Source organism: Helicobacter sp. MIT 03-1614, from assembly GCF_000762925.2.
Taxonomy (GTDB): domain Bacteria; phylum Campylobacterota; class Campylobacteria; order Campylobacterales; family Helicobacteraceae; genus Helicobacter_C; species Helicobacter_C hepaticus.
The window spans coordinates 1-20,792 of record NZ_JRMS02000018.1; the positions used below are offsets into that span (position 1 = coordinate 1).

Genomic DNA, 20,792 nt, shown 5'->3' on the forward strand with positions numbered 1-20,792 from the left:
ATAAAAGGATTCTATAAAACCATTACAAGTAATATGAAAAGGAGACTGCAAACTTTCTCTAATATGGGCTTTGGTGATGGTAAAGGTGATAGAGTTAATGTTTAGAGAGAGAAAGGAGGGAGTGGGAGAACTCATAGGTTGTCCTTTATAAGAGGAAGTGTTAAGTTTATCATAGTCTAATCTTTGTATCCCTTTTCTTTAATCTAATAAGTTATTTTATCAATATAGAAATAAAAAGAAACCTAAAACAATTTAAAAACAAACAAGATATATTTTACTTAAATTCAAATTTTAAAGCAAAAAATAAGGTTTGGGATATGAGGAGCTCATATGTCCCATTCCAAGAAACTTGACAAGATTCAAAGTCAAAGTGCATTTGAAATTTACGAAAACCTTTGTGAGTATTTTCAAACAAACAAGAATCCCAAAATCTTTATGTTTTTTATCTCACTTGTCAAACTCTCCAATGCTAAACAAAACACAAATATTTTCTTTAATATCCTAGAAATGTCTTATAAGTTTGATGTATGTGAAAAGACAATCAAGATATGGCTCAAAGAACTCGAAAGATTGGAACTTATTAGATTCAATTTTACAAGAAAGCAATTATATTTTTTGAATGTGCTAGACTACAAAGAATCGAGGGTTTATAAATCACTTCATACGCAAGAAGCCACAAATAAAATTCCGCAAGAGCTACCGACAAGATTCTACAAGAATGTTCAACAAATTATGAGAGAAATATCTCGCAAATGCGCTCACCAAACACTAATGCTCGACAATGAGATATGGAGGCTTAAAAATCTTAGTCGCAAGGATAAAAAAATATCCAAATACAAGGTTATTTTGCTGGAGTTGCAAAACATACAGGATAGTAGTTTTTATACAAGCATCACATATCAACAACTTACACAAAAATCCTTGCCACCTATCAACAATCCATACCACCTAAGAATCATTAAGTCAAACATAAAAAAATCACTAGAGCTATTAAGCTCGTAAATCACAAAAAAGGAGACACAATGAACACAACACAACATAATAAACACTCAAAGGCTTTAATCCTTGTAGCTATTGCTTTTGTTTTAATTCCTGAACTTGCATTAAGCGCGGATTTAAACTCAATGGTTTCAAAGATTTTTAATTGGGTGCAGACTGCCCTTACAGCTATTGGCACACTTATCATCGTAGCAGTAGGTATCTATTTTCTTAAGAATCTTGAACGCTGGAAAGAAATTTTTATTCAATGCGTTGGTATCATCGCGGCTACCTTACTTATTATGAACGCACAAGCTATCTCTCAATGGGCGTTTAACTAATGCTACGCATAAATTCTATTGAAACGGAAAATATTAGAGAGCTTACCAAAAAAGAAAAGCTACTAAGGCTTAACTTCAAGTCGTGGGTTATATCCGTAATGAGTGGGCTTATTACACAGCCCCACATTGGTATTTATGCCTTTGTGTTTTTCTTTTTTCTCATCATATTTTTCTACATCATAGAATTTTTTGATGATGACATTATAGACATTGCATTTGCTACATTGCAGATGAAAACAAATGTTAGCACATACTACCCATAAAGAATCGGTGATGAGCAAATTTGTTTTTTATATGCGAAAGGTTTTGAACTTAAAGAATCTTGTAATGCTCTATAAAATCATTGTGTTTCTTGTGGTTTTGGCGTGTATAAGTGCGAGTTTTTATCTTGGACTACTTAACACAGGCAAAAACGAACCTCATACCTCCAACAAGATAAGGCAAGTGCTATGAATGTAACAGAAACAATAAAAAAGTGGATTCTTAACTTAGTTTTTGAATCTTTACCCAATCAATACTCAATGTGTGAGGAGAATAACATTCTAGCCTTGTATGATGAAGAGCTAATCATCACTAAGAGCGAAAATTTTGTAGCAGGTATCACGCTTGAGGGTTTTAATTACAATGCAATTAGCGAGGACGGACTGATTAATACTTTAATTGACAGGATTAATGCCCTAAATGCGCTAAGTGATGATGTCGAAGCTAGAATTATTGTAAAGCGGAGAGAGCTTGTTTATAACAGAGAGTATAAAATAGATAATCAATACGCGGAACTTATCGTTAATAAGTGGGAAAGTGGGCAAAATGTCTTTACGAATGCCTATTATATCATATTTGAAACCAAAAATAAGGGAGCTAAGGGCTTTTTAGAAAAGAAAAAACTTGAAATGACAACCTCAATCAAAGAGGATAAGGCAAATAATCTTACTTATGTTAATAAAATAGCTATTCTTAAAGCCACAATAGAGCGTTATTTTTCTACATTGAGTCTCTATACACCTAAAAAAATGACCTCCACAGAGCTGCTACGCTTTTATGCTGAATATATAAATGGCGTATATGTGCCATTTACAGCTACAAATGGCTTGTTGAGTGATAGTTATATTGGCAGTAAAGTAAGCTTTCACAAAGATTATTTTATACAAGAGTTTAATAATTACCAAGTTTTTAATCGCTTCATCGGTATTAAGGCTTATGATAACGAGCAAATCTCAAGCCTTACATTATCGACCATACTCCATAGCTCCTATGAACTTGATGTATATCTAAGTATAGATTCTATTTCAAAAGAAAGGGCGCAGAGTAAGATTAAGGACAAAATCAAACTTGCACCTAGCTTTGCCAAAGAGCAGCTAAGAGAGTTAAAAGAGTTTATAGATTCTGATAGGTTGAATATGCAGAACTTTTCTTATGCGATTCTAGTCAAAGCTAAAAATAAAGAGATTCTAAATGAAGCCTCTAGCAAAATCCTCAATCATCTCAAAAATGCTGGCATTATCGCTGTTATCGAAACACTAAATATGCAACCTACATTTTTTAGTATGTTCCCTAACAAAAGCTTTTTGAATGCACGAAAGAGAATCCATACAAGCAAAACTATATCATCTATGATTCTATTTGAAAAAGAATATATAGGACAAACAGAAAATTCTTGGGGAGCAACACCCGTAACACTCTTTAAAAATCAAAGTATGTCGCCATTCTTATTTAATTTTCACGCGGACAATAGCAATAAAGTAGTAGGGCATACAATGATAGTAGGAGGCACGGGAGCAGGTAAGACAACGCTCGTTTCTTTCCTTATGGCAAATCTATTCAAGTATGATATAGACATACTCGCACTTGATAGGTTAAATGGCTTATACAGCGTTACAGAATTTTTAAATGGAGAATATAACAATGGCGAGGATTTCTATATCAACCCTTGCTCCCTACCCTATGATAGTGAAAATATCACATTCCTAAGCTCGTGGCTTAATGTGATGATAGGACTAAATAGTGAGGCTACAAATGCAGAGGAAGCACAAAAGGTAAAAGCGGTTGAAAAAGTTATAAGAGATTTGTATCACAATCTCTCGCCACAAGGTATTTCTTTCTCCCTCAAGGACATAAGAGAAGCGATTACAAAAACAGGTGATGAACATATCCCGTTGCAACTCGATAGATACCTAGAAAATCCGCTTTTTAACAAGCACAGCGATACGCTAGAGTTTAAAAGGAGACTTACTACACTGAATATGGATTTCATTGTAGAAAATGAAAAAGACGCAGGACTTGTCGCACATTATCTTTTTCATAAAATCATCTACAAAGCAAAGAATCAAGATAAAGGATTTTTTGTATTTATTGATGAGTTTAAATCATATCTCCACAACCCAACATTCAACGAAAGAATTAATCTTACACTTACACAAGCTAGAAAGCTTAATGGTGTAATTACTATGGCATTCCAAGATATGCACCAGCTTGACAATGTTAAAAATGCAGATTCTTTTATAAGAAACCTAGCACATATCATCATCTTTCCCACAAAAGACATAGAGATTTTTAACAAATACAACATTCCACTTGCAGAGAATGAGATTAATTTTTTGATAAACACAGGACAAAATGAAAGAAAGGTGCTTATCAAGAATCTCATCAACAACGAGCATAGCAATATCGTTGATGTGAATCTTGATAAATTAGGCAAATATCTCAAAATCCTAAGCTCTGATTCTGATGTAGTGCAAAAGATTAAAAAGCTAAAACTTAACTCTCATATGTGGAAAGAGGAGTTTTTAAATGGATATTTATGATTTTATAATAACACTCTTTCAAAAAGTAGCAGAGGGTTTTGCAACAGGAATGTTAAATGCCCTTACTGAAGTGATGAAAGTAAAAATTCTCTTTAATCTTATTGGTATGATAGTTATCATTACTTTCGCAGTGAAAAAGTTACAAGAGGGCGATTTTTTTACTTGGAAGAATCTCACACAAATCATTTTGATGATGCTCTATGTAGGATTCTTTAATTGGGCAGTTGAAAATCCCAAAATATATATGGAATACTTTGGAAATTTAATCTCCTATCCCGCAGAGACTCTAACCACACATATTTCGCATTCCACTCTGCAACAAGTTCAATCCTCGCCACAAATTCAAAGTGCTGTAGGCTACCTTATACAAAAAACCTTTGACGCGAGTATTCAAATCGTCATTGTGTCCGCACCCGAATTTTCGTGGGGAAGCTTTAAAGGGCAGTTTTTAGCCCTTTTTGCTGCTATCGTATATTTTGTATGCACAATGATTTTTATCATAGTCGTATTGCTTGTGATATTAGTAGCTGAATTACAAATATTAATATGGAAAGCTTTAGCACTCTTGATGATAGCCTTAATGTTTTTGCCACAAACAAGAAAAATGGTAGGAAGCTACATAATATATATTGTGGGGCTTACTCTATATAAGCCTCTAGTTCTTGTAATGTGCTTTTTTAACTTTTCTGTGGCTGATTATATTTTAACAAATATGCCAAGCAGAAATGAATTGCTTAAGGGCAAAGATATGATTACCGCGTGGGTGAAAGATATTGCAGTAGAAACAACCATTATAGGCTACATCGGTGTGGGTATTATTGGCTGTTTTATATGTGTATATCTTGTAAAGCAAGTGCCTAGTTTCATTAATCAAGTCATTGGTGCTGGTGGTAGTGTGGGTGCAGGAATCGCACAAGCAGGTGCAAAAGCATTAGGTATGACAACAGGTGGTGCGGCTGGTATGGCAGCTGGTGCAGTAGGAGGAATGGCAAAAAGCGGTTATCAAGGTGGAGGTGGTGGTATCGGTGGATTAGCAAGTGCCGCAAGTGCCTTAGTAACAGGAGGTTTAAGCAATGCCTCCTTTAAAGGCGCAGGTGGAAAACAGCTAGGGCAAAAAATTAATGACGCCATTAACAAAACAAAAGGAGGCAGCAAAGCTAATGATTTGGTTTCAAAAGGCGTAAGTGCAGGAAGCAATACTGCTAAAGAACTAACCAACAAGATTATGGGAAAGAATAATAAATAAAAAGGAGAAATAATGAAAAAGACAATCTATGCTGGAATCCTATCACTCATATTCATTGCGTTTTATAGTGGTTGTGCAGCAATGCAAGATTCTAAGAGTTATGAGATGAAAAAAAGCCCTTGTGCTTGTATGAGCCATCATATCGCATAAGATAAAAGAGTAATTTATGAGTGATATAAGGCAGGAGATAGAATCTACACAAGAACAAGAGAGCCTCATTGATGTAGAAAAAGAATTTCATAGTGAGCCAAAGCAAGAGGAAAAAAAATTATCCCCATATTTGCAAAAGCTACAAGAGGGCATTAAAAACTTTAATATGCCACACCATATCAAAATTGATACCATTTTTGACACAATCAAAGACGCTCACACTATTTTTGCAATAGAGAAAAAGACTTATGATTTTGTGCTTAATCTCAACAAGTTGCTTATAGCTCTCGTCATTATATTAAGCATTCTTATTATTTCTTTATTCCCCTTAAAAGAGAAAGAACCCTATCTCATAGGATTTTCTAATGCCTCCCAAAACTTTGTGCATATAGAAAGAGCTAATGAAACTATCACCGCTAATGAAGCCCTCATAAGAAGCCTTATAGGTGCGTATATCATTAACAGGGAGACAATAAATCATTTTGATGATACCGAGCGGTATGAAATAGTAAGAACACAAAGCAGTTACAAAGTATGGAAAATCTTTGAAAACATCGTAGCACAAGAAGCTTCTGTATATGGCAATACAAACCTTACACGCTCCGTTAAAGTGGTAAATATCGCTAAATGGAAAAATGGATATGCCAATGCAGAAGTAAGCATATCTTTGTATGCTTTAGGTGTCTTACAAAGCCAAAAACGCTACAAGATTACCCTAATGTATAAGTTTAATACCTTAGATATTGACTTTGAATCTCTACCCAAGAATCCAACAGGTTTTGAGGTGCAAGAATACGCTGTAACAGAAATTGCCACTATTAAAGAGTTAGAAGAAGAAAACAAAGTTAATCCTAAAGATTCTAAGTCAAAAATCAAGCTCAACGAAAAAAACCAAATAGATTCAAATGACCTACTAAAAGAAGCTTATCAATTCAAAGAAGAAAAAGAAAAGAAAAAAGCGCAAGAAGTGGATTATAAAAATCTCACTCCTAGCGAAAAAAATAAGATTTTAGCAGAGGAGGTTAAGGCTATGAAAAAAGCTCAAGAGGAAAAAATCAAGCAAGAGGAGGCAAAAAAACAACAAAACACCCAAAGCGTAGAAAGTAGCTTGAATAGCCCAAATCCATTTTTAGACTAAGGAGAACACAATGTTAGGAATATTTTTAGGAACAATCGTAGGTATTTTGTATTTCACATACAAACCACTATTTAAGCACCTCAAAGAGCAATCATACTCCCCAAAAAAGCTTTATATAAGCATTAAAGACAATGCAGAAGTAAGAGAGGAGTTTAAAAGCTTTTCATACTTGCAAATGCAGAGCATAAAGCAGTTTTTAGCGAAGTTTCAAAAAAAAGAGGAAGTAGATATAAGTAAAGAAACGACTTATAAGGTTGAATCGCAAGAGAACACAGAACCTAACGCCGTGCAAGATGAGGCAAAAGAAGCCAACAAGGAGCAAAAATGAGAAAAATCATTTTAGCACTCGGTTTTTGTTTAGGCAGTTTGTGTGCCCAAAATTCACCTTTTGCAGATACACCACAGCAAAAACCATTTTATGATGAGGACGGAAGCGTATTCAGTGATGAGGATTTTGAGAGTGGCGAAATGTCGGGCAATGCTCACACCGACAAGATGATGTTTTTAGATTCTGTGCAAAAACACTTTTGGAATCCTAGACGAAAATTGCAAGACAACAATATGAATATCTTGCATAAAGACGGCGATACACATATGATACGCACGAGATATGCAATGATAAGCACCATTATCTTTGATAATGACCCTATCGCAAAAGTGATTTTTGGGGACCCAAATGGCTTTGAAGTAACAGAGTTAGGTAGTGAAAAATGGGATTTAAGAAATGTGCTCACCATTAAACCAAAACTCATTGGTATAGATACAAACCTTACTATCATCGGCGAGAGTGGCACGATTTATACATTCTACATCTTTTCAACACACTTTACTAATCGTAGAAACCCAGCCTTTACTATCTTTGTAAGCAAAGACCGCAAAATAGGTAAGATTGCTATGCAAAGCACAGACAATAAAAACAAAAAAGATAAGAAAAAAGATGATAACAATTACAAGCGAATCGAATTTGAAGCCATAGAGGAAGATGACGGCGAATTTCTTACCATAGGCGACAATATCAATAAAATCCATATTGAAAAGGCAAAAATCAAGCGTGGATACGCGCAAATCCCCAAAGCAAAGCGCACTTGGAAAAGCTTATGGCTCAACAAAGAACAATCCCCTGAATCTATCAAAATGCAAGCTATTGATATTTTTAATGACAACGAATATACATACTTCAAATTTGATAGAGAGGATGCAATGTCTAAATTCCCCGTTGTGTTTAAAGTCGTAGATGACTACGATAATCCTGTGAATGTCAAAATCGTAGGCAACTACCTCGTTGCAGAGGATTTAAGCGAGAAATGGACTTTAAAAATGGGTGATGAGTATGTATGTGTAAGAATGCTTACAAAGCCGACTATCATCAAAGAAAAAGTAGATAAAGCAGAAACAGAGGCAACAGATACAGAATCCACACCAAAGGAAACCAAAAAAACACAATCACAGCCCAAAATGCAGCCCTTAAAAAAGCCAAAAATAGAAAAAGTGGAACAAAAGGGAAGCATAGACAACAGGAACAAGGAAGAACTTATCAAGCGCAACCAAGAGCGCATTAAAGAACTCGAAGCACTGCAAAAAAAATCAAAAGAACAAAATATGCACTAAGGGGTGATTGTGTGGGTTTTTAAGAAAAAAGCGATTATTGTTTTTCTCATAGCATTTGTGTGCTTTATGATTCTTATACAAGCATTTATTGCAAGTGATGATGAGCTAGACGAACTAGAGAGTAAATTTCCACTTGAAGATTATCTCTTTGCAGATTCTAAAGAAAAGGCAGAGATTGAAAGGCTAAAAGCGGAGCTAGAGAGTGAAAAATCACAGAAAGAGCAAAACTTTCTACAAATTGATAATAGCCTTAAGCAATTGCAAGAACAATTAAACACCCAACAAAAAAGCAATGAACCTAGCCTTTATCAAAACCTTTATGACGACAAAGGCAATACCATTCCCTTAGATAACAATGGAGAGCCTATACTCCACACCCGCGATGGACAAAGAGTATTTCTTGATGAAAACGCCAAGCCTTATACGCTTGATGAAAACAATAGCAAAATAGCCCTAGATAAAAGCATACCCATTGTTAGCGCAAATGGTAATCCTATGAGCCGTGATAGTGAGGGGAGAATCATATTTAAAGACAGCGAGGGCAATAATGTGTATGTAGAAAAAGATAAAAAGGTTACCACAGACAAGAACGGCAATCTCACATATGAGGACAACAAGGGGAATTATGAAATACACGATAAAAACGGCAATATGATAGAAAAGGGCAATAAAATTCCTCTAGCTCCTACCAAAAATCCTATACCAAAGCTGCAAGGGCAAGAAAGAGAAAAGGATTTGTATCTCTATGATGAAGACGGCAACATCGTAGGCGATAGTGTCGCAGTAGAAAATCAAAAGTTTGACCCAAAGTTAGCAGATTCTAAACAAAAGAATATTAACAGCATTCTAGCTTCACGCTTTGAAAGTGAAGAGGTTGAAAAGCCCAAGAAAAAGCTTGAATATGGTGTAGATGAATTTACTAACCTAGACGACAAAGATGAGGGAAGTAACGAGCATAAACTCTTGCGCACTATTACAGCGGATAGAATGATACCTGCATTCTTAGTGCGCCCCATTTCGTCTCAACTTGCGGGTAATGTAGTCGCGCAAGTAGAAAGTAATATTTACGGAGCTATGGGGCGTGTAGTGCTTATCCCCAAAGGCTCACGCGTTATAGGATTCTACCAAAGCAACAACAAAATAGGAGAATACCGCTTAGAAGTAATATGGACGAGAATCATTACGCCACACGGCATTAACATTTTACTTACCAATGCAAAAGGTGCAGATGTTAAAGGCTATAACGGCTTAGTGGGTGAAGTGCATTCTAGGAATTTTCAACGCTACGGCATACCTATGACCTTATCTACTCTTTCAAATGGGCTACTTCTTGCCGTCAATGCCAAAACTGCTTCAGCAAACAATCAAAGCGATTTAAGTCAAGCATATATGACAGCACAGATTCTATCAGGTATGAGGCAAGATGTCTCTACTATCATTCAAAGAATCGTGCAAGAGCAGATGAAAATTCAACCAATCATTACAATACGAGAAGGTTCAAGGATTTTTATCGCACCTTCACAAGATATTTTTATACCCATACCAAAAAATAGAGAAACTCTAGCCCGTTTCTTTAGAGAAGAATCTCAAATCACAGATGAGGAGGAAAACACAAATGAGTAAAAACATAATGCTTTTTGCATTACAAACAGAAAAAATCTCAAAATCACAAACAAGGAGGAAACAACAATGAAACATCACAATATAAAAAGCATAATACTTCTTTTATTCTGCATAAATATCTCTTATGCAAACATTGACATTTACTTAGAGGACGAAATTAATTTCACAAACTCACAAGGCGTTGTGAGCGCAAATGTAATGCACAGCAACCAGCAATTTCAGGCATTTGGAACTTATAAGTTGGAAAAAGACTTAAAGGTAGTCTTTGTCATCGATAGGATAATGAAAGGACAAAAATTATCCTTGCTTGAGAAAAAACCACAAGTTACAAAACGCATAAAAAGTAGAAATAGCAAATTAGTAAAAGGCACAAAGCTTACACTCAAAGGTGAAAATCAAAAAGAGTTTAGAGACTTTGCAGAGCAGATTAAACAACTCGAAAATGGGAGCAATAACACACAGGTTAATAGAAACAATAAAATGCCATCTACTCAAGGCGGTGGTAGTAGTGGTAACCCAAGTGGTAGTGGTGGCGGTAGTATAGGCAATATAAGTGTCGGTAGTGGTGGCAGCAATGGCTCAAGTAATATTCCTTATGCTATACCCTCTATTACTACCACCACAACAAACCCAGACGGAAGCACAAGCACAAAGATTTGGAGTTCTCAATTTTGTGAAGTGCCTGAATTTTTAGAAAATGCCATTAAATTAAGCGTTGTAGATAAAGACGGAAGCTGCGTTGAAAAAATGGCAGTGCGCGATGACACAAAATGTGAATACAGATATGATTTTGCCAATGGAAAAGCCATTAAACAAACGCAATTCTACTATGTAGATAATGAAAGCAAAGTGCAAAATGTAGGTGATTGTGTAGATTTAGTAGGTGCAGAATATCAAGCAGAGTTATACAAAGATGATACGCGCTGTAAGCTTGAGCATACCGATAAAGACTATGGCGGAGGTAAAGGAAGCTTTTTTGTAACGCAGATTCTCTTTCGTGGCATTGATGGACTAATTCACGAAGCTACGGATTGCATTGCTTATGGCAATATCAAAGAGGAGTTAGTCGAGCATATAACAGATGATACCAAAAAAGAAGCGCAAAGAGTAGTCAATCAGTATTATATAGACCCATACACACAAGAAAAAATCTATATCACAAAAGGTGTAAGAACAGACGCTGTATTTAAGTATGTAGAATCTCCGTGTGGCGAATGGCAAATGGACGATACATTACTTCAGGGCAAAAAAAGAACACAGATTGCCTTTTATGATAATGTAGAATATGCACAATTTAATGTAACAAGTTGTGATTTTTCAACGCAAGGTGGCAAGAAAAGCGAATATATCCTCCCTTATCAAAATCTAAGCTCCACTTATAAAGAGCAAGAGTTAAGTAGAGAAGCAAAAGACTATTCTTTCACAAAAGAAGTGCAAGGGAGTGGTTGGACTACATCAAATAGTTGGCAATGCGGGTTTAAAAAATGCTCCTGCACGGGCTATAAAAAGAATAAAATATTTATTGGGCAAACTAAATGGACTACTGATTATGTAACGAAAGATGTAACTGCCTATGATGTATATTTGCGTCCAGACGGCACAGAATACAAGAAAAATCTAAGCCCTAATGGCGAAACTTTTACAAGAATAGATAGAGAAATGGTGATACACCAAAACAATTTCAATCTCCCTGATGATTGGTTTAGGAACTACGAAATCAAAGAGGGATTTTACGAAGACAAGCAAATACAACAAAGCCCCGAGTTTAATCAATGGGTGCAAAAAAACTACCGAGATAATGCAACTTGCCAAAATTATAGCGTGTGGAATCCTGACACTAAATGCGGTGATGGCTCAATTACTTGCACAAAATGGTTCAATTACATAATGCCAAAATAAATACAAAGGAGATTCTATGAAAACATAAGAACAAATGGAAAACATCACAAAAAGCAAATACATTATAATAGAAAGGAGACACACACAATGGAAAACAACACACCAAACTCAGAAAATAAAGATGAGTTCAGCAATTTGCTTTTATCTATTGATAAGAAAAACCAAGAGATAAAAATAATGGAAACCATTAAAAAGGAAGTAAAAGAGCTTCAAGTTCTTATTGCAAAAGTAGAAAGTAAAAAGCTCAAAATCAAAAAGCTTACAGAATCCGCAAATTTAAGCTTATAAGGGATATGTAATGCGCTCAAAACTATTAGATGTTCTTTTGTTGAAGCTTGAGAAATATCTCACTATGGATATTAACGAAATATGTTTTAACAAGGAGGGTGAGCTTTGGCTTGGTAAGAATGGTAATTATGAAATAGTGAAAGATGAGGAACTAGATGAGCGATTTTTGCTTAATTTTTGCGAACAATTAGCGACTGCACGAAATCTATTTTTTAATATCGAAGTGCCTCATCTTTCTTGCTCCATTCCACATACGAGATATAGAGTAAATGCGTTGCACCCAAGCATTACTGCGACTAATAACATTAGCATTAATATTAGAATCCCAAGTGATTCTAAATTTCCCATAGAAAGCTTTTTTATCAATGAAAATTGCAACTACACCTATGAAGACTTAAAAGGCTTTGTGCGTGATAAAAAGAATATTTTAATCAGCGGTGGAACAGCCACAGGCAAGACATCATTTGCAAATTCATTGATAGAGGAGATTGATATTAATGAGCGTATTATCACTATCGAAGATTCTCCAGAGCTTCACATCAAAAACCTTAATAAAGTGCAAATTGTAGTAAGCAAAAATGAATCTGCTAATTACACTTACGAAAAAGCCCTAAACGATTCTATGAGAATGTCGCCCGATAGGCTACTTGTAGGTGAGCTTGACACGCGCAATACGCTACTCTTTTTACGCTTAAACAATACAGGACATAGTGGTTCAATCTCTACCCTACACGCTAATAGCGTTGAGGATTCTATCCACGCTATCACTATGAATACAAAATTTAGTGGCATAAATGCGAGTGATGAAACAATCATTGACTACTTCATATCGGCTATTGACTATGTCATACAAATACGGCGCACAAGCAAAGGGCGAGAAGTCTTTAATGTGCTAAATGTTAAACAAGATTTAAAGCGCATACTTGCAAATAAGCACATATAAAGGGGCAATTATGAAAGAAATCAATTACAATAAAAAGCAAATCACGGGGAAAAGAACGCACCTTGTTTTAAGTAAGGAAGCATATCTTGCGCTCAAAACACAAAAAGAAAAGTTAGGTATCTCCAATACTACACAATACATAGAATCTTTGCTTCTACTTACGCAAGATAAAAACGGCGAAACTACTTTTGATAATGCCAACAAGCTTTATGATAAGCTCACAAGCCTTATTAACTTCAACAAAAAACTATTTCTTGACCTAAACGCTACTTTTAGCAATATCAATCAAATAGCTTACAAGTTCAATCTCGCGCATATCAACGGGGAATTAAATGACATCGTTACAAAAGAGATTCATAAAGAAGTCAATGAAAGTCTCTCCAAAGTTAAAGTAGAGCTAATAGACTTAAGGATTCTTACAAAACATATTATCAATATGCTCGAAAACAAACAACAATCACTTAAAAGAAAGAGGTAAATATGGATATACTAAGAAACAAAAAACTTTATCCCTTATATTTTCTTGTAGCGATAGCAAGTGTGCCATTAACATTTTTATATTGTTTGCATAAGTTTTTTGCAATTAATGATATAGAAGAGCTTTTGCATTTTGCTATGCTTATCATCGATAATATAGGGCAAAGAAGCTTTAAATTTGATGTCTATTTGGCAATTATTCTCTCCTTTTTCCCTCCCATTTTTATATTGATGATTTTAAAAACCAAAAAGCAAGTTACCACGCACGGCAAGGCGCGTTGGGCTAATAGAAATGACATAGAAAAAACGGATTTTGTGTTAAGCAAATTTATCATTGATACCCTAGCCTTATTCAATCCGCTTAATTTTTATCCGTTTTCAAAATGGTTTCAAACCTTTAGAAAATGGCTTGATTTTGGATTTGTAACAAAAACACCAATGCTAGACGCAAACTTTAGTAGGGGCGGTTTTCTACTAGGGCTTTACAAAGACCTATGGAGTAGTAAAAAGGTATATTATGACGCACCTTTATCAGCTCTCATTGTAGCACCGCCCGGAGCTGGAAAATCTACCGCCGTAGCTATACCAAATTTACTAACACTCCCCACAAGTTGTGTGGTGCTAGATATTAAAGGGGAATTGTGTGATTTAACCGCAGGTTATCGCCAAAAAGCCCTAAAGAATGAGATATATGTCTTTAATCCATTTGGAGCAGATAATAACCTTAAGTTTAATCCATTTGATAAGAAAATCGTCTCAAAGCTTGATTTTAATGCTAAAAAGAAGCTCGTTGATGAGATTGCTAATACCATTTTTGTGGAAGAACAAGGACAAGACCCTCACTGGATAGCCAAAGCAAAAGAGCTTTTTACATTTTATGCCCTTTATGATGTTTGCACTAAGAACGAATCAGATTTTTTTAGTATCGCAAACGCCCCAATAAAAGATTATAAGCCACTTATACACGAAAAAAGTCCTTACTATAATCAGTTATGGGATTTTGATGAGAAAACGGGCAAAAGGGTAGAGATAGCAGATGTGAATCCACAAAAGCTATTCTACAAACAATGCGCCGACCAAAAATATGCAGACATTAATAACCCACTTAATTGGAAAGAGGAAACCTACGAGGAGATACAAGCAAACAAAGAAAGAGGCGAAAATGTCCTTGATGAAGTAGTAAGAAACTATGCAAGAGCGTGGGCAGAGGGAAATGATGAGGAATTTGGTTCTATTAAATCCACATTCAATAGAGTGATGGCAGTTTTCAATTCTTATCAAGTGAGAGATGCTACAAACGCAATGAGTTTTGAATACGAGGATTTAAGAAAGAAAAATATCACGCTCTACATAAAAATCGCACAAACAGATATTGATACTCTCAAATCACTTATCCGTGTGCTATTAGAAAGCATTGCTAAAAATCTTATGACAAAAGAAAGCAAAAAGCCAAATGAGCGCATATATCTCGTGCTAGATGAGTTTATTCGCTTTGGTAAAATGCCTTTCTTGCTTGAAATGCCCGCACTTTGTAGGAGCTATGGTGTTGTGCCACTCTATATTACGCAAAGCTATGGACTCATTAAAAAGTATTATGGAGAAGATGATTTAAAAACAATGACAGACACAATCGCCTTTCAAATACTTTTTAAAATGAATGACGCAGATTCTGCAGAAAATGTTTCAAAACAAATAGGTAAATATACTCGAGAAAATAGAAGCCATAGCACAAAAGACGGAAGTCTTGCCTTTGGAGGCACTTCAAGCTATTCAATGGAGGGAACAGAACTTATAACCGCGCAAGATATTTTAAATATTCCACAAGATGAGATTATCATACTCATATCGGGCTTTAAAGCAAAGCCTTTGAAACTCAAGGCGGGATATTTCTTTAAAGACAAAGAAATGCTAAAACGCCTTAGTTGGAATTACGACCCTAGCAATAGTAAATTGCTAGGTAATACTACACAGGAAAAAGCGCAGGATTCTAACAAAGCTCCGCTACAAACGACACAAATATCTCTGCAAGAAAAAGCTAATGCGCCACAAGAAATTAACAGAGAGATAAGAGAACAAGCCGCACTCAAAGCCATAGAGGATAGGCAAAAGCTTGATGATGAGTTAAATAGCAAAACATTTGATGAGATAGAAGCCGAAATACAAAGACTTAAAGAGCAAGAAAACAAAGAATATGCCTACACAATAGGGGATAAGCACATTAATGCTGTGCTAAATACACAAATATCTAATTCCACTGCTCCTTTGCTCGTGCCTCTAAGCACTCATAAACAGATAAAACAAGATACACAGGTGTTGCGACAATATGGCTTTCATCTCAAAATCACTAATGAGATTCTAGAAAAGGCACTTCAAAAAAGGAGAGAAAATGAAAAGAATTAGAGTCATCGATACAAAACAGATGAAAATGTTTTTTGGAAAAGAAGCACTAGAATTAGCCAATGGAGCAGACACAGAAAACTTGATTATTGACAACTTACTAGGCTTTGACAAAGAGGGTAAGGAGGTATATGAGAGGGATTTTGTGAAAAACAGACAAGAGGTAGTCTTTTTAGCAACAAATCATCATATAAAAATACTAAACACGCTCACGCTTGTAGGCAATTCACATAGAGATAATCTCGAAAGATTATTCTAAATCATCACAAAGGAGAACACAATGCCATTAATTATTATTGAATCACCAAACAAAGTAGCAAAGATTAAAGCTATCACAGGCTATGAAGTCATAGCGACCATAGGACATTTTATGAATCTTAAGACAATCGACATAGAAAAAGACTACACACCCGTATTTGAATATGACGATTCTAAGAAAAAGCGTATTACTCAAGCCATAGAAAAGGCAAAAGGGCAAGATGTGTATATTGCCTCTGACCCAGATAGAGAGGGATATGCTATTGGCTATATGTTTTATCAAAAGATTAAAAATGTGGCAAAAAATATCTATCGTGCAGAGTTCCACGAAATCACGCCAAGCGGTATAAAACAAGGTTTAGCAAATGCAAAACTTTTTGCTGATACAAACTTTAATTATTATCAAAGCTATTTAGGGCGTAGAGTAGCGGACCAGCTTATAGGCTTCATACTCTCGCCCTATCTTACAAAAGCATTAGAATATAACAACAAGACCACATTAAGCGCGGGACGAGTGCAAACACCTACACTATCACTCATCACAAATAGGGAACAGGAGATAAAAGATTTTGAAACTCTGAGTGAGGAAGACAAAAAAGAATATGCCCTACAAACCATAAGCAATATTGCGGGTAAAAGAATCGCCTTTAAGCATATCGTGGATAACAAAGAAATAAAATATCCTACAAAGCAGGAGTTAGAATCTAGCCTTGCAGAGATTAAGGACATAAATAAAGCCCTCATATATAAAATTGAAAAACAAGAAACAAAAACTAATCCACCAAAGCCATTTACTACTAGCAAACTACTCAAAAAAGCAAGTAAAATTATGGGGATTAGCACCAAAGACATACAAAATCTAGCACAAGAACTTTTTGCAAAAGGGCTCATTACCTATATTCGCACAGACGCAGAATCTCTATCAAAAGAATTTTTGCAAGAAGCACAAGCTTTTTGGCAAGGTATTTATCCTAATATATACCAATACACAGAGTATAAGGCAGGTAAAAATTCTCAAGCAGAAGCGCACGAGGCTATACGCGTTACACACCCACATAAATATGAGGATATAGACAGCATTTGCGACAAAGAGAATTTAACTCCCAAACATAAATCTCTTTACGAGATTATTTTTAAAAACACTCTTAGCTCACAAGCAAAACCAGCAGTTTATGAAAGGCTCAATGTCTCTATCAAAATCAAAATGACAGATTTCAAAATGAGCTTTAGAAAACTTGTTGAAAAAGGTTTTTTGGACCTTTTCAATGATGAAAACGAGGACGAACACGACCAAGATGAAATTGCTTCATTCCCTTATAAAGAGGGAGATTTTATAGATATAAATGAAATAAGCATAAAAGAGATTAATAAATCTGCACCAAAACGCTATTTAGAAGCAGACTTCATAGAAGTAATGGAAAGAGCAGGAATAGGCAGACCTAGCACTTACGCTACATTTTTGCCATTACTGCTCAACAAGGGCTACATTACTATTTCAAATGACAAAAAGAGAGAAATTGTGCCTACTCCTCTTGGAGTATCCGTTATAAACTTCTTTAAGAAAGATAAGAATGCGTGGATTCTTGACTTAAATTATACAAAGCAAATGGAAGATTACTTAGATGAAATAAGTAATGGCGCAAAAACATACCTCGAATATATAAAACAGACTCATCAAAGCGTAGGCTTTGCACCACTTAAGAATGAATCTAGTGAGAAAAAAGAATATCCTAGTAGCGCAGGGCAAATTGCTTTTTGTAAATCCATAGCAGAGCAACTAAACATAGAACTACCAAATGGATATGAAAAGGATTACAGAATTGCAAGTAAGTTTATCAACGATAATAAGGCAAAACTACCCAAGAAAGCAAAGGACTAAGAATGAAAATACCATATATGGCAAAAAGAATATTAAAGAAACAAGGCACGATAGGAATCCTAATCTTGCTTTGCCTAAGTGTCATCTTTACAATAATTGATAAAGAAAGTATATTCGACACACTAAGTAAAGAAATAAGCGGTAAAGTGATAAAAATCTATGACGGAGATACTATCACTTTACTACACGATAATAAAAGGCTAAAGATAAGGCTTTATGGTATAGACGCACCCGAATCTAACCAAAATTATGGAAGAGAATCGCAAGAAAATCTACTTAATCTCTGCCCTTTAGATTCTCAAGCAACCTTAAAAATAAAAGATAAAGATAAATACGGGCGCATTGTAGCCATTGTGCTATGCAATGATATTAATGTAAATGCTGAACAAGTAAAAAATGGTTATGCGTGGGCATATAGAGAATATTCTAATGCTTATACACATTTAGAAATTAAAGCAAGAGTAGAAAAAAAAGGATTATGGAGACAAAAGAATCCTGTCAAACCGAGTGAATTTAGAAAAAATCTAATAAGGGATAAAGTGTTGTAAATAGCGGTATTTGTGTGATTATAGGGCTTTATCTACCCTATAATGCACTTACAAAAAAAATAAAAAGGAGGAAACATTGTGAGAAAGAGAAATTTCAAGATACTTCAATCAGTAGTGGGATATTTAGCTCTTCTTGTAGTTTCTATTGTGTGTCTTTATACATTCACATTCCCCACATTAGTTGTTTTATTGTTATGCGGCATTGTGTTTGTTGTGTATGTAACACAAAAATTTATTATATTCTTAAAAGGGAGGATAAGCAAATGCTTACTAAAAGATTAATCTTAATTGGCACATTATTCTTTGCAGGAGGGATTTATGCGCAAACAATAGAGGAAGAGATACAGAGGCTAAAAGAGGAAATTAGATTCTTAGAAACACAACATCAAAGTGAAGAGTTGGAACTGCCACAACCCTTTGAAGACATACCAAACAAGAAAAACTTTCTTGCCTTTTGTGGGGGAGAATATAAAAACACAGGTTGCTTTGTAGGTGCAGAATTAGGTATAGCACCAAGTGTTAATAATTATTTAAGCATTGATTATGATTTTAGCTCAAGTAAAAGTTTAGCTACCCCTTTCAACCTTATTTTTGGGTATCAATATTACTTTACTCACAATATGGGGGTTAATCTCAAAGGCTATATAGGATATGCAAAATACGATTCAGATATGACGCTAAATGACGGCACAGATTCTAAACTTAAATCCTATGCTATTCATTATGGTATAGACTTATCATACCTGTATGATTTTATCTCAATCTCTAGGCACACATTTGGGTTTAATGCTTCAGTAGGATATGAGTTTAGCTCTTTTTCTAGCTCATTTGTAACACCTGATGAAATGGGTAGTGGCATAACAGAGATAAAACTTAAGTCTTATAATACCTCAAGTGTTACCATAAGCTACGGGGTGCATTACTTTTTAAATAGCAGTCATCAATTTTGGCTTACATACAAATATCGCAATTACTCCTCTAGCAATGGGAGTATGTTGCAAGATGATGTAATCGTAAATTATGGGAATAAACCGACAAACTCATTTAATTTCGCTTATGTGTATAAGTTTTAGCCAATAGGCATAAACAATTATAACAGAACAAAAGGATATATAAGGAATAGAAAATGACAAGGTTAGAATTTAGAGTATATAGCTACTATGATAAGAGGTATTTACCACTAGAAGTTAAAGATAGTGAAATTTATGTCAATGCTTTTGGTCAAGTAAGATACACCAAGCAAACAAATGATTTGCCTTGTTTGCCACAAGGTGAGTTACAAATTGAGATATTCACAGGGTTTTATGATAAAAATAAAAAGCAAATCTATGAGGGAGATATTGTAAGATTTGAAGCAGATTCTCACGATATGGGAATTTTAACTATTGTAGGAGCTGTTTCTTTTAAAAAAGGGAGATTCATTATTAAGGGATATGAAGATTTATTCCCGCATTACTCTTTTTTTGACTTTGTTTCAAGATATAAAGATATAAGAATCATAGGCAATATTCACGAGAATAGTGAGTTATTAGGAGGCGAGGAATGAAATCAAGCACAGACTTAAAAGTATATGTAGAAGTAGATACAAAAGAGAAATATCCTTATCGTGTTATATGCTATGCAAATGATAAAATCTTTGCGGCTTGTAAAAATATTATGACCGCAAAGAATATATGCGATTTGATAAACCATAAAAATAAACTCACAAAAGCAGAATACGCACTTCTTTTGACATCGTGTGGTTTTGTAAGTAGCGAGTGGAGTAGCCCTATTAAATCCCAATGGGAAGATAGTAAGGAAATGATAATGATAAGATTTACAGAATTAGCAAAGAACGCAATGAGTAAAAAGGGAATAATGCAGTTTCTAAATTCTGTCAAATTAAGTGAGAATGGCTTACACTATGTAGGCTCATTTTATGGGTTAAGTAATTTAAGTTTTTTTGTGTTTGTTGAGGAATATCAGGGTAATTGGTGGAAGCATATAGAAATGGTAGATGAGAGAACTAATTGCTCTTGTCAAATAAGCTGGAGCATTAATTTGAGCTACAAATTCAAAAGGGACAACATATTAGGCTTTTTAGAGACTTCATTTTATAAAGATAGAATTAAGGAGAATGAATGAAACCTATCCTTGATGTATGCTGTGGTGGCAAGATGTTTTATGCAGATAAACAAAATCCTAATGTGTTATTTTGTGATAAGCGTGAATTTGAAAC

At 34.9% G+C, this 20,792-nt stretch carries 21 protein-coding genes and 1 pseudogene; all 22 read left to right on the forward strand.

Going from position 1 to position 20,792, the window contains the following annotated elements; all coding sequences use genetic code 11:
* Positions 1–330 precede the first annotated feature (330 nt).
* The 22 genes and pseudogenes from LS66_RS09545 to LS66_RS09645 all read left to right on the forward strand — a co-directional run bounded on the left by LS66_RS09545 (position 331) and on the right by LS66_RS09645 (position 20,698).
* Positions 331–1,002, forward strand: coding sequence for a hypothetical protein (locus LS66_RS09545; RefSeq protein ID WP_034327045.1), 672 nt, complete (start codon positions 331–333; stop codon positions 1,000–1,002).
* A 20-nt stretch (positions 1,003–1,022) separates the two neighbouring features.
* On the forward strand, positions 1,023–1,319 hold the full coding sequence (locus LS66_RS09550) for a TrbC/VirB2 family protein (protein ID WP_034327046.1): 297 nt from the start codon (positions 1,023–1,025) through the stop codon (positions 1,317–1,319).
* On the forward strand, positions 1,319–1,582 hold the full coding sequence (locus tag LS66_RS09555; protein WP_034327047.1) for a hypothetical protein: 264 nt from the start codon (positions 1,319–1,321) through the stop codon (positions 1,580–1,582). The genes LS66_RS09550 and LS66_RS09555 overlap by 1 nt, the downstream gene beginning before the upstream one ends.
* A gap of 10 nt (positions 1,583–1,592) precedes the next feature.
* On the forward strand, positions 1,593–1,772 hold the full coding sequence (locus tag LS66_RS09560; RefSeq protein ID WP_034327048.1) for a hypothetical protein: 180 nt from the start codon (positions 1,593–1,595) through the stop codon (positions 1,770–1,772).
* Positions 1,769–4,120 carry an FtsK/SpoIIIE domain-containing protein gene (locus LS66_RS09565; protein ID WP_034327049.1) on the forward strand — a complete coding sequence of 784 codons (2,352 nt, stop codon included), beginning with the start codon at positions 1,769–1,771 and terminating at the stop codon, positions 4,118–4,120. The genes LS66_RS09560 and LS66_RS09565 overlap by 4 nt, the downstream gene beginning before the upstream one ends.
* Complete coding sequence (locus LS66_RS09570) at positions 4,107–5,366, forward strand: type IV secretion system protein (RefSeq protein WP_034327050.1); 1,260 nt, start codon at positions 4,107–4,109, stop codon at positions 5,364–5,366. Before LS66_RS09565 ends, LS66_RS09570 begins: the two co-directional genes overlap by 14 nt.
* A gap of 12 nt (positions 5,367–5,378) precedes the next feature.
* On the forward strand, positions 5,379–5,516 hold the full coding sequence (locus LS66_RS10140; protein ID WP_161594466.1) for a hypothetical protein: 138 nt from the start codon (positions 5,379–5,381) through the stop codon (positions 5,514–5,516).
* Positions 5,517–5,532: 16 nt separating this feature from the next.
* Positions 5,533–6,654 (forward strand): VirB8/TrbF family protein, encoded by a 1,122-nt coding sequence (locus LS66_RS09575; RefSeq protein WP_081947968.1) that lies wholly within the window; start codon positions 5,533–5,535, stop codon positions 6,652–6,654.
* Between the two features lie 10 nt (positions 6,655–6,664).
* On the forward strand, positions 6,665–6,982 hold the full coding sequence (locus LS66_RS09580; RefSeq protein WP_052057439.1) for a hypothetical protein: 318 nt from the start codon (positions 6,665–6,667) through the stop codon (positions 6,980–6,982).
* Positions 6,979–8,262: a TrbG/VirB9 family P-type conjugative transfer protein gene (locus tag LS66_RS09585; RefSeq protein WP_034327051.1), complete on the forward strand. Its 1,284-nt coding sequence runs from the start codon at positions 6,979–6,981 to the stop codon at positions 8,260–8,262. The genes LS66_RS09580 and LS66_RS09585 overlap by 4 nt, the downstream gene beginning before the upstream one ends.
* Positions 8,263–8,328: 66 nt before the next feature.
* Positions 8,329–9,885 carry a DNA type IV secretion system protein ComB10 gene (locus LS66_RS09590; protein WP_081947970.1) on the forward strand — a complete coding sequence of 519 codons (1,557 nt, stop codon included), beginning with the start codon at positions 8,329–8,331 and terminating at the stop codon, positions 9,883–9,885.
* A 66-nt stretch (positions 9,886–9,951) separates the two neighbouring features.
* Positions 9,952–11,784, forward strand: a complete 1,833-nt coding sequence (locus tag LS66_RS09595; protein ID WP_201273684.1) for a hypothetical protein — start codon at positions 9,952–9,954, stop codon at positions 11,782–11,784.
* An 87-nt stretch (positions 11,785–11,871) separates the two neighbouring features.
* Positions 11,872–12,072, forward strand: a complete 201-nt coding sequence (locus LS66_RS09600; protein WP_034327052.1) for a hypothetical protein — start codon at positions 11,872–11,874, stop codon at positions 12,070–12,072.
* Between the two features lie 10 nt (positions 12,073–12,082).
* Positions 12,083–13,015, forward strand: coding sequence for an ATPase, T2SS/T4P/T4SS family (locus tag LS66_RS09605; protein WP_034327053.1), 933 nt, complete (start codon positions 12,083–12,085; stop codon positions 13,013–13,015).
* A gap of 10 nt (positions 13,016–13,025) precedes the next feature.
* The gene (locus LS66_RS09610) at positions 13,026–13,493 is read left to right on the forward strand and encodes a hypothetical protein (RefSeq protein ID WP_034327054.1); all 468 of its coding nucleotides are present in this window, start codon (positions 13,026–13,028) and stop codon (positions 13,491–13,493) included.
* Between the two features lie 2 nt (positions 13,494–13,495).
* A pseudogene (locus tag LS66_RS09615) lies at positions 13,496–15,433 on the forward strand (type IV secretory system conjugative DNA transfer family protein); the annotation flags it as partial.
* A 445-nt stretch (positions 15,434–15,878) separates the two neighbouring features.
* Positions 15,879–16,148 (forward strand): hypothetical protein, encoded by a 270-nt coding sequence (locus LS66_RS09620; protein ID WP_034327376.1) that lies wholly within the window; start codon positions 15,879–15,881, stop codon positions 16,146–16,148.
* Between the two features lie 21 nt (positions 16,149–16,169).
* The gene (locus tag LS66_RS09625) at positions 16,170–18,026 is read left to right on the forward strand and encodes a type IA DNA topoisomerase (protein ID WP_034327379.1); all 1,857 of its coding nucleotides are present in this window, start codon (positions 16,170–16,172) and stop codon (positions 18,024–18,026) included.
* 2 nt (positions 18,027–18,028) lie between these two features.
* A complete protein-coding gene (locus LS66_RS09630) occupies positions 18,029–18,574 on the forward strand; it encodes a thermonuclease family protein (RefSeq protein ID WP_052057444.1) in 546 nt (181 codons plus the stop codon).
* 263 nt (positions 18,575–18,837) lie between these two features.
* The gene (locus LS66_RS09635; protein ID WP_052057447.1) at positions 18,838–19,647 is read left to right on the forward strand and encodes an outer membrane beta-barrel protein; all 810 of its coding nucleotides are present in this window, start codon (positions 18,838–18,840) and stop codon (positions 19,645–19,647) included.
* A gap of 53 nt (positions 19,648–19,700) precedes the next feature.
* Positions 19,701–20,120, forward strand: coding sequence for a YopX family protein (locus LS66_RS09640; RefSeq protein ID WP_052057449.1), 420 nt, complete (start codon positions 19,701–19,703; stop codon positions 20,118–20,120).
* Entirely contained in the window at positions 20,117–20,698 is a 582-nt protein-coding gene (locus LS66_RS09645; protein WP_034327382.1) for a hypothetical protein, read from the forward strand. The genes LS66_RS09640 and LS66_RS09645 overlap by 4 nt, the downstream gene beginning before the upstream one ends.
* The last annotated feature ends 94 nt before the right edge of the window (positions 20,699–20,792 follow it).

Coding starts and splice junctions, on each gene's coding strand:
- LS66_RS09545 (WP_034327045.1), top strand. CDS start 331: ATGTCCCATTCCAAGAAACTTGACAAGATTCAAAGTCAAAGTGCATTT.
- LS66_RS09550 (WP_034327046.1), top strand. CDS start 1,023: ATGAACACAACACAACATAATAAACACTCAAAGGCTTTAATCCTTGTA.
- LS66_RS09555 (WP_034327047.1), top strand. CDS start 1,319: ATGCTACGCATAAATTCTATTGAAACGGAAAATATTAGAGAGCTTACC.
- LS66_RS09560 (WP_034327048.1), top strand. CDS start 1,593: ATGAGCAAATTTGTTTTTTATATGCGAAAGGTTTTGAACTTAAAGAAT.
- LS66_RS09565 (WP_034327049.1), top strand. CDS start 1,769: ATGAATGTAACAGAAACAATAAAAAAGTGGATTCTTAACTTAGTTTTT.
- LS66_RS09570 (WP_034327050.1), top strand. CDS start 4,107: ATGGATATTTATGATTTTATAATAACACTCTTTCAAAAAGTAGCAGAG.
- LS66_RS10140 (WP_161594466.1), top strand. CDS start 5,379: ATGAAAAAGACAATCTATGCTGGAATCCTATCACTCATATTCATTGCG.
- LS66_RS09575 (WP_081947968.1), top strand. CDS start 5,533: ATGAGTGATATAAGGCAGGAGATAGAATCTACACAAGAACAAGAGAGC.
- LS66_RS09580 (WP_052057439.1), top strand. CDS start 6,665: ATGTTAGGAATATTTTTAGGAACAATCGTAGGTATTTTGTATTTCACA.
- LS66_RS09585 (WP_034327051.1), top strand. CDS start 6,979: ATGAGAAAAATCATTTTAGCACTCGGTTTTTGTTTAGGCAGTTTGTGT.
- LS66_RS09590 (WP_081947970.1), top strand. CDS start 8,329: ATGATTCTTATACAAGCATTTATTGCAAGTGATGATGAGCTAGACGAA.
- LS66_RS09595 (WP_201273684.1), top strand. CDS start 9,952: ATGAAACATCACAATATAAAAAGCATAATACTTCTTTTATTCTGCATA.
- LS66_RS09600 (WP_034327052.1), top strand. CDS start 11,872: ATGGAAAACAACACACCAAACTCAGAAAATAAAGATGAGTTCAGCAAT.
- LS66_RS09605 (WP_034327053.1), top strand. CDS start 12,083: ATGCGCTCAAAACTATTAGATGTTCTTTTGTTGAAGCTTGAGAAATAT.
- LS66_RS09610 (WP_034327054.1), top strand. CDS start 13,026: ATGAAAGAAATCAATTACAATAAAAAGCAAATCACGGGGAAAAGAACG.
- LS66_RS09620 (WP_034327376.1), top strand. CDS start 15,879: ATGAAAAGAATTAGAGTCATCGATACAAAACAGATGAAAATGTTTTTT.
- LS66_RS09625 (WP_034327379.1), top strand. CDS start 16,170: ATGCCATTAATTATTATTGAATCACCAAACAAAGTAGCAAAGATTAAA.
- LS66_RS09630 (WP_052057444.1), top strand. CDS start 18,029: ATGAAAATACCATATATGGCAAAAAGAATATTAAAGAAACAAGGCACG.
- LS66_RS09635 (WP_052057447.1), top strand. CDS start 18,838: ATGCTTACTAAAAGATTAATCTTAATTGGCACATTATTCTTTGCAGGA.
- LS66_RS09640 (WP_052057449.1), top strand. CDS start 19,701: ATGACAAGGTTAGAATTTAGAGTATATAGCTACTATGATAAGAGGTAT.
- LS66_RS09645 (WP_034327382.1), top strand. CDS start 20,117: ATGAAATCAAGCACAGACTTAAAAGTATATGTAGAAGTAGATACAAAA.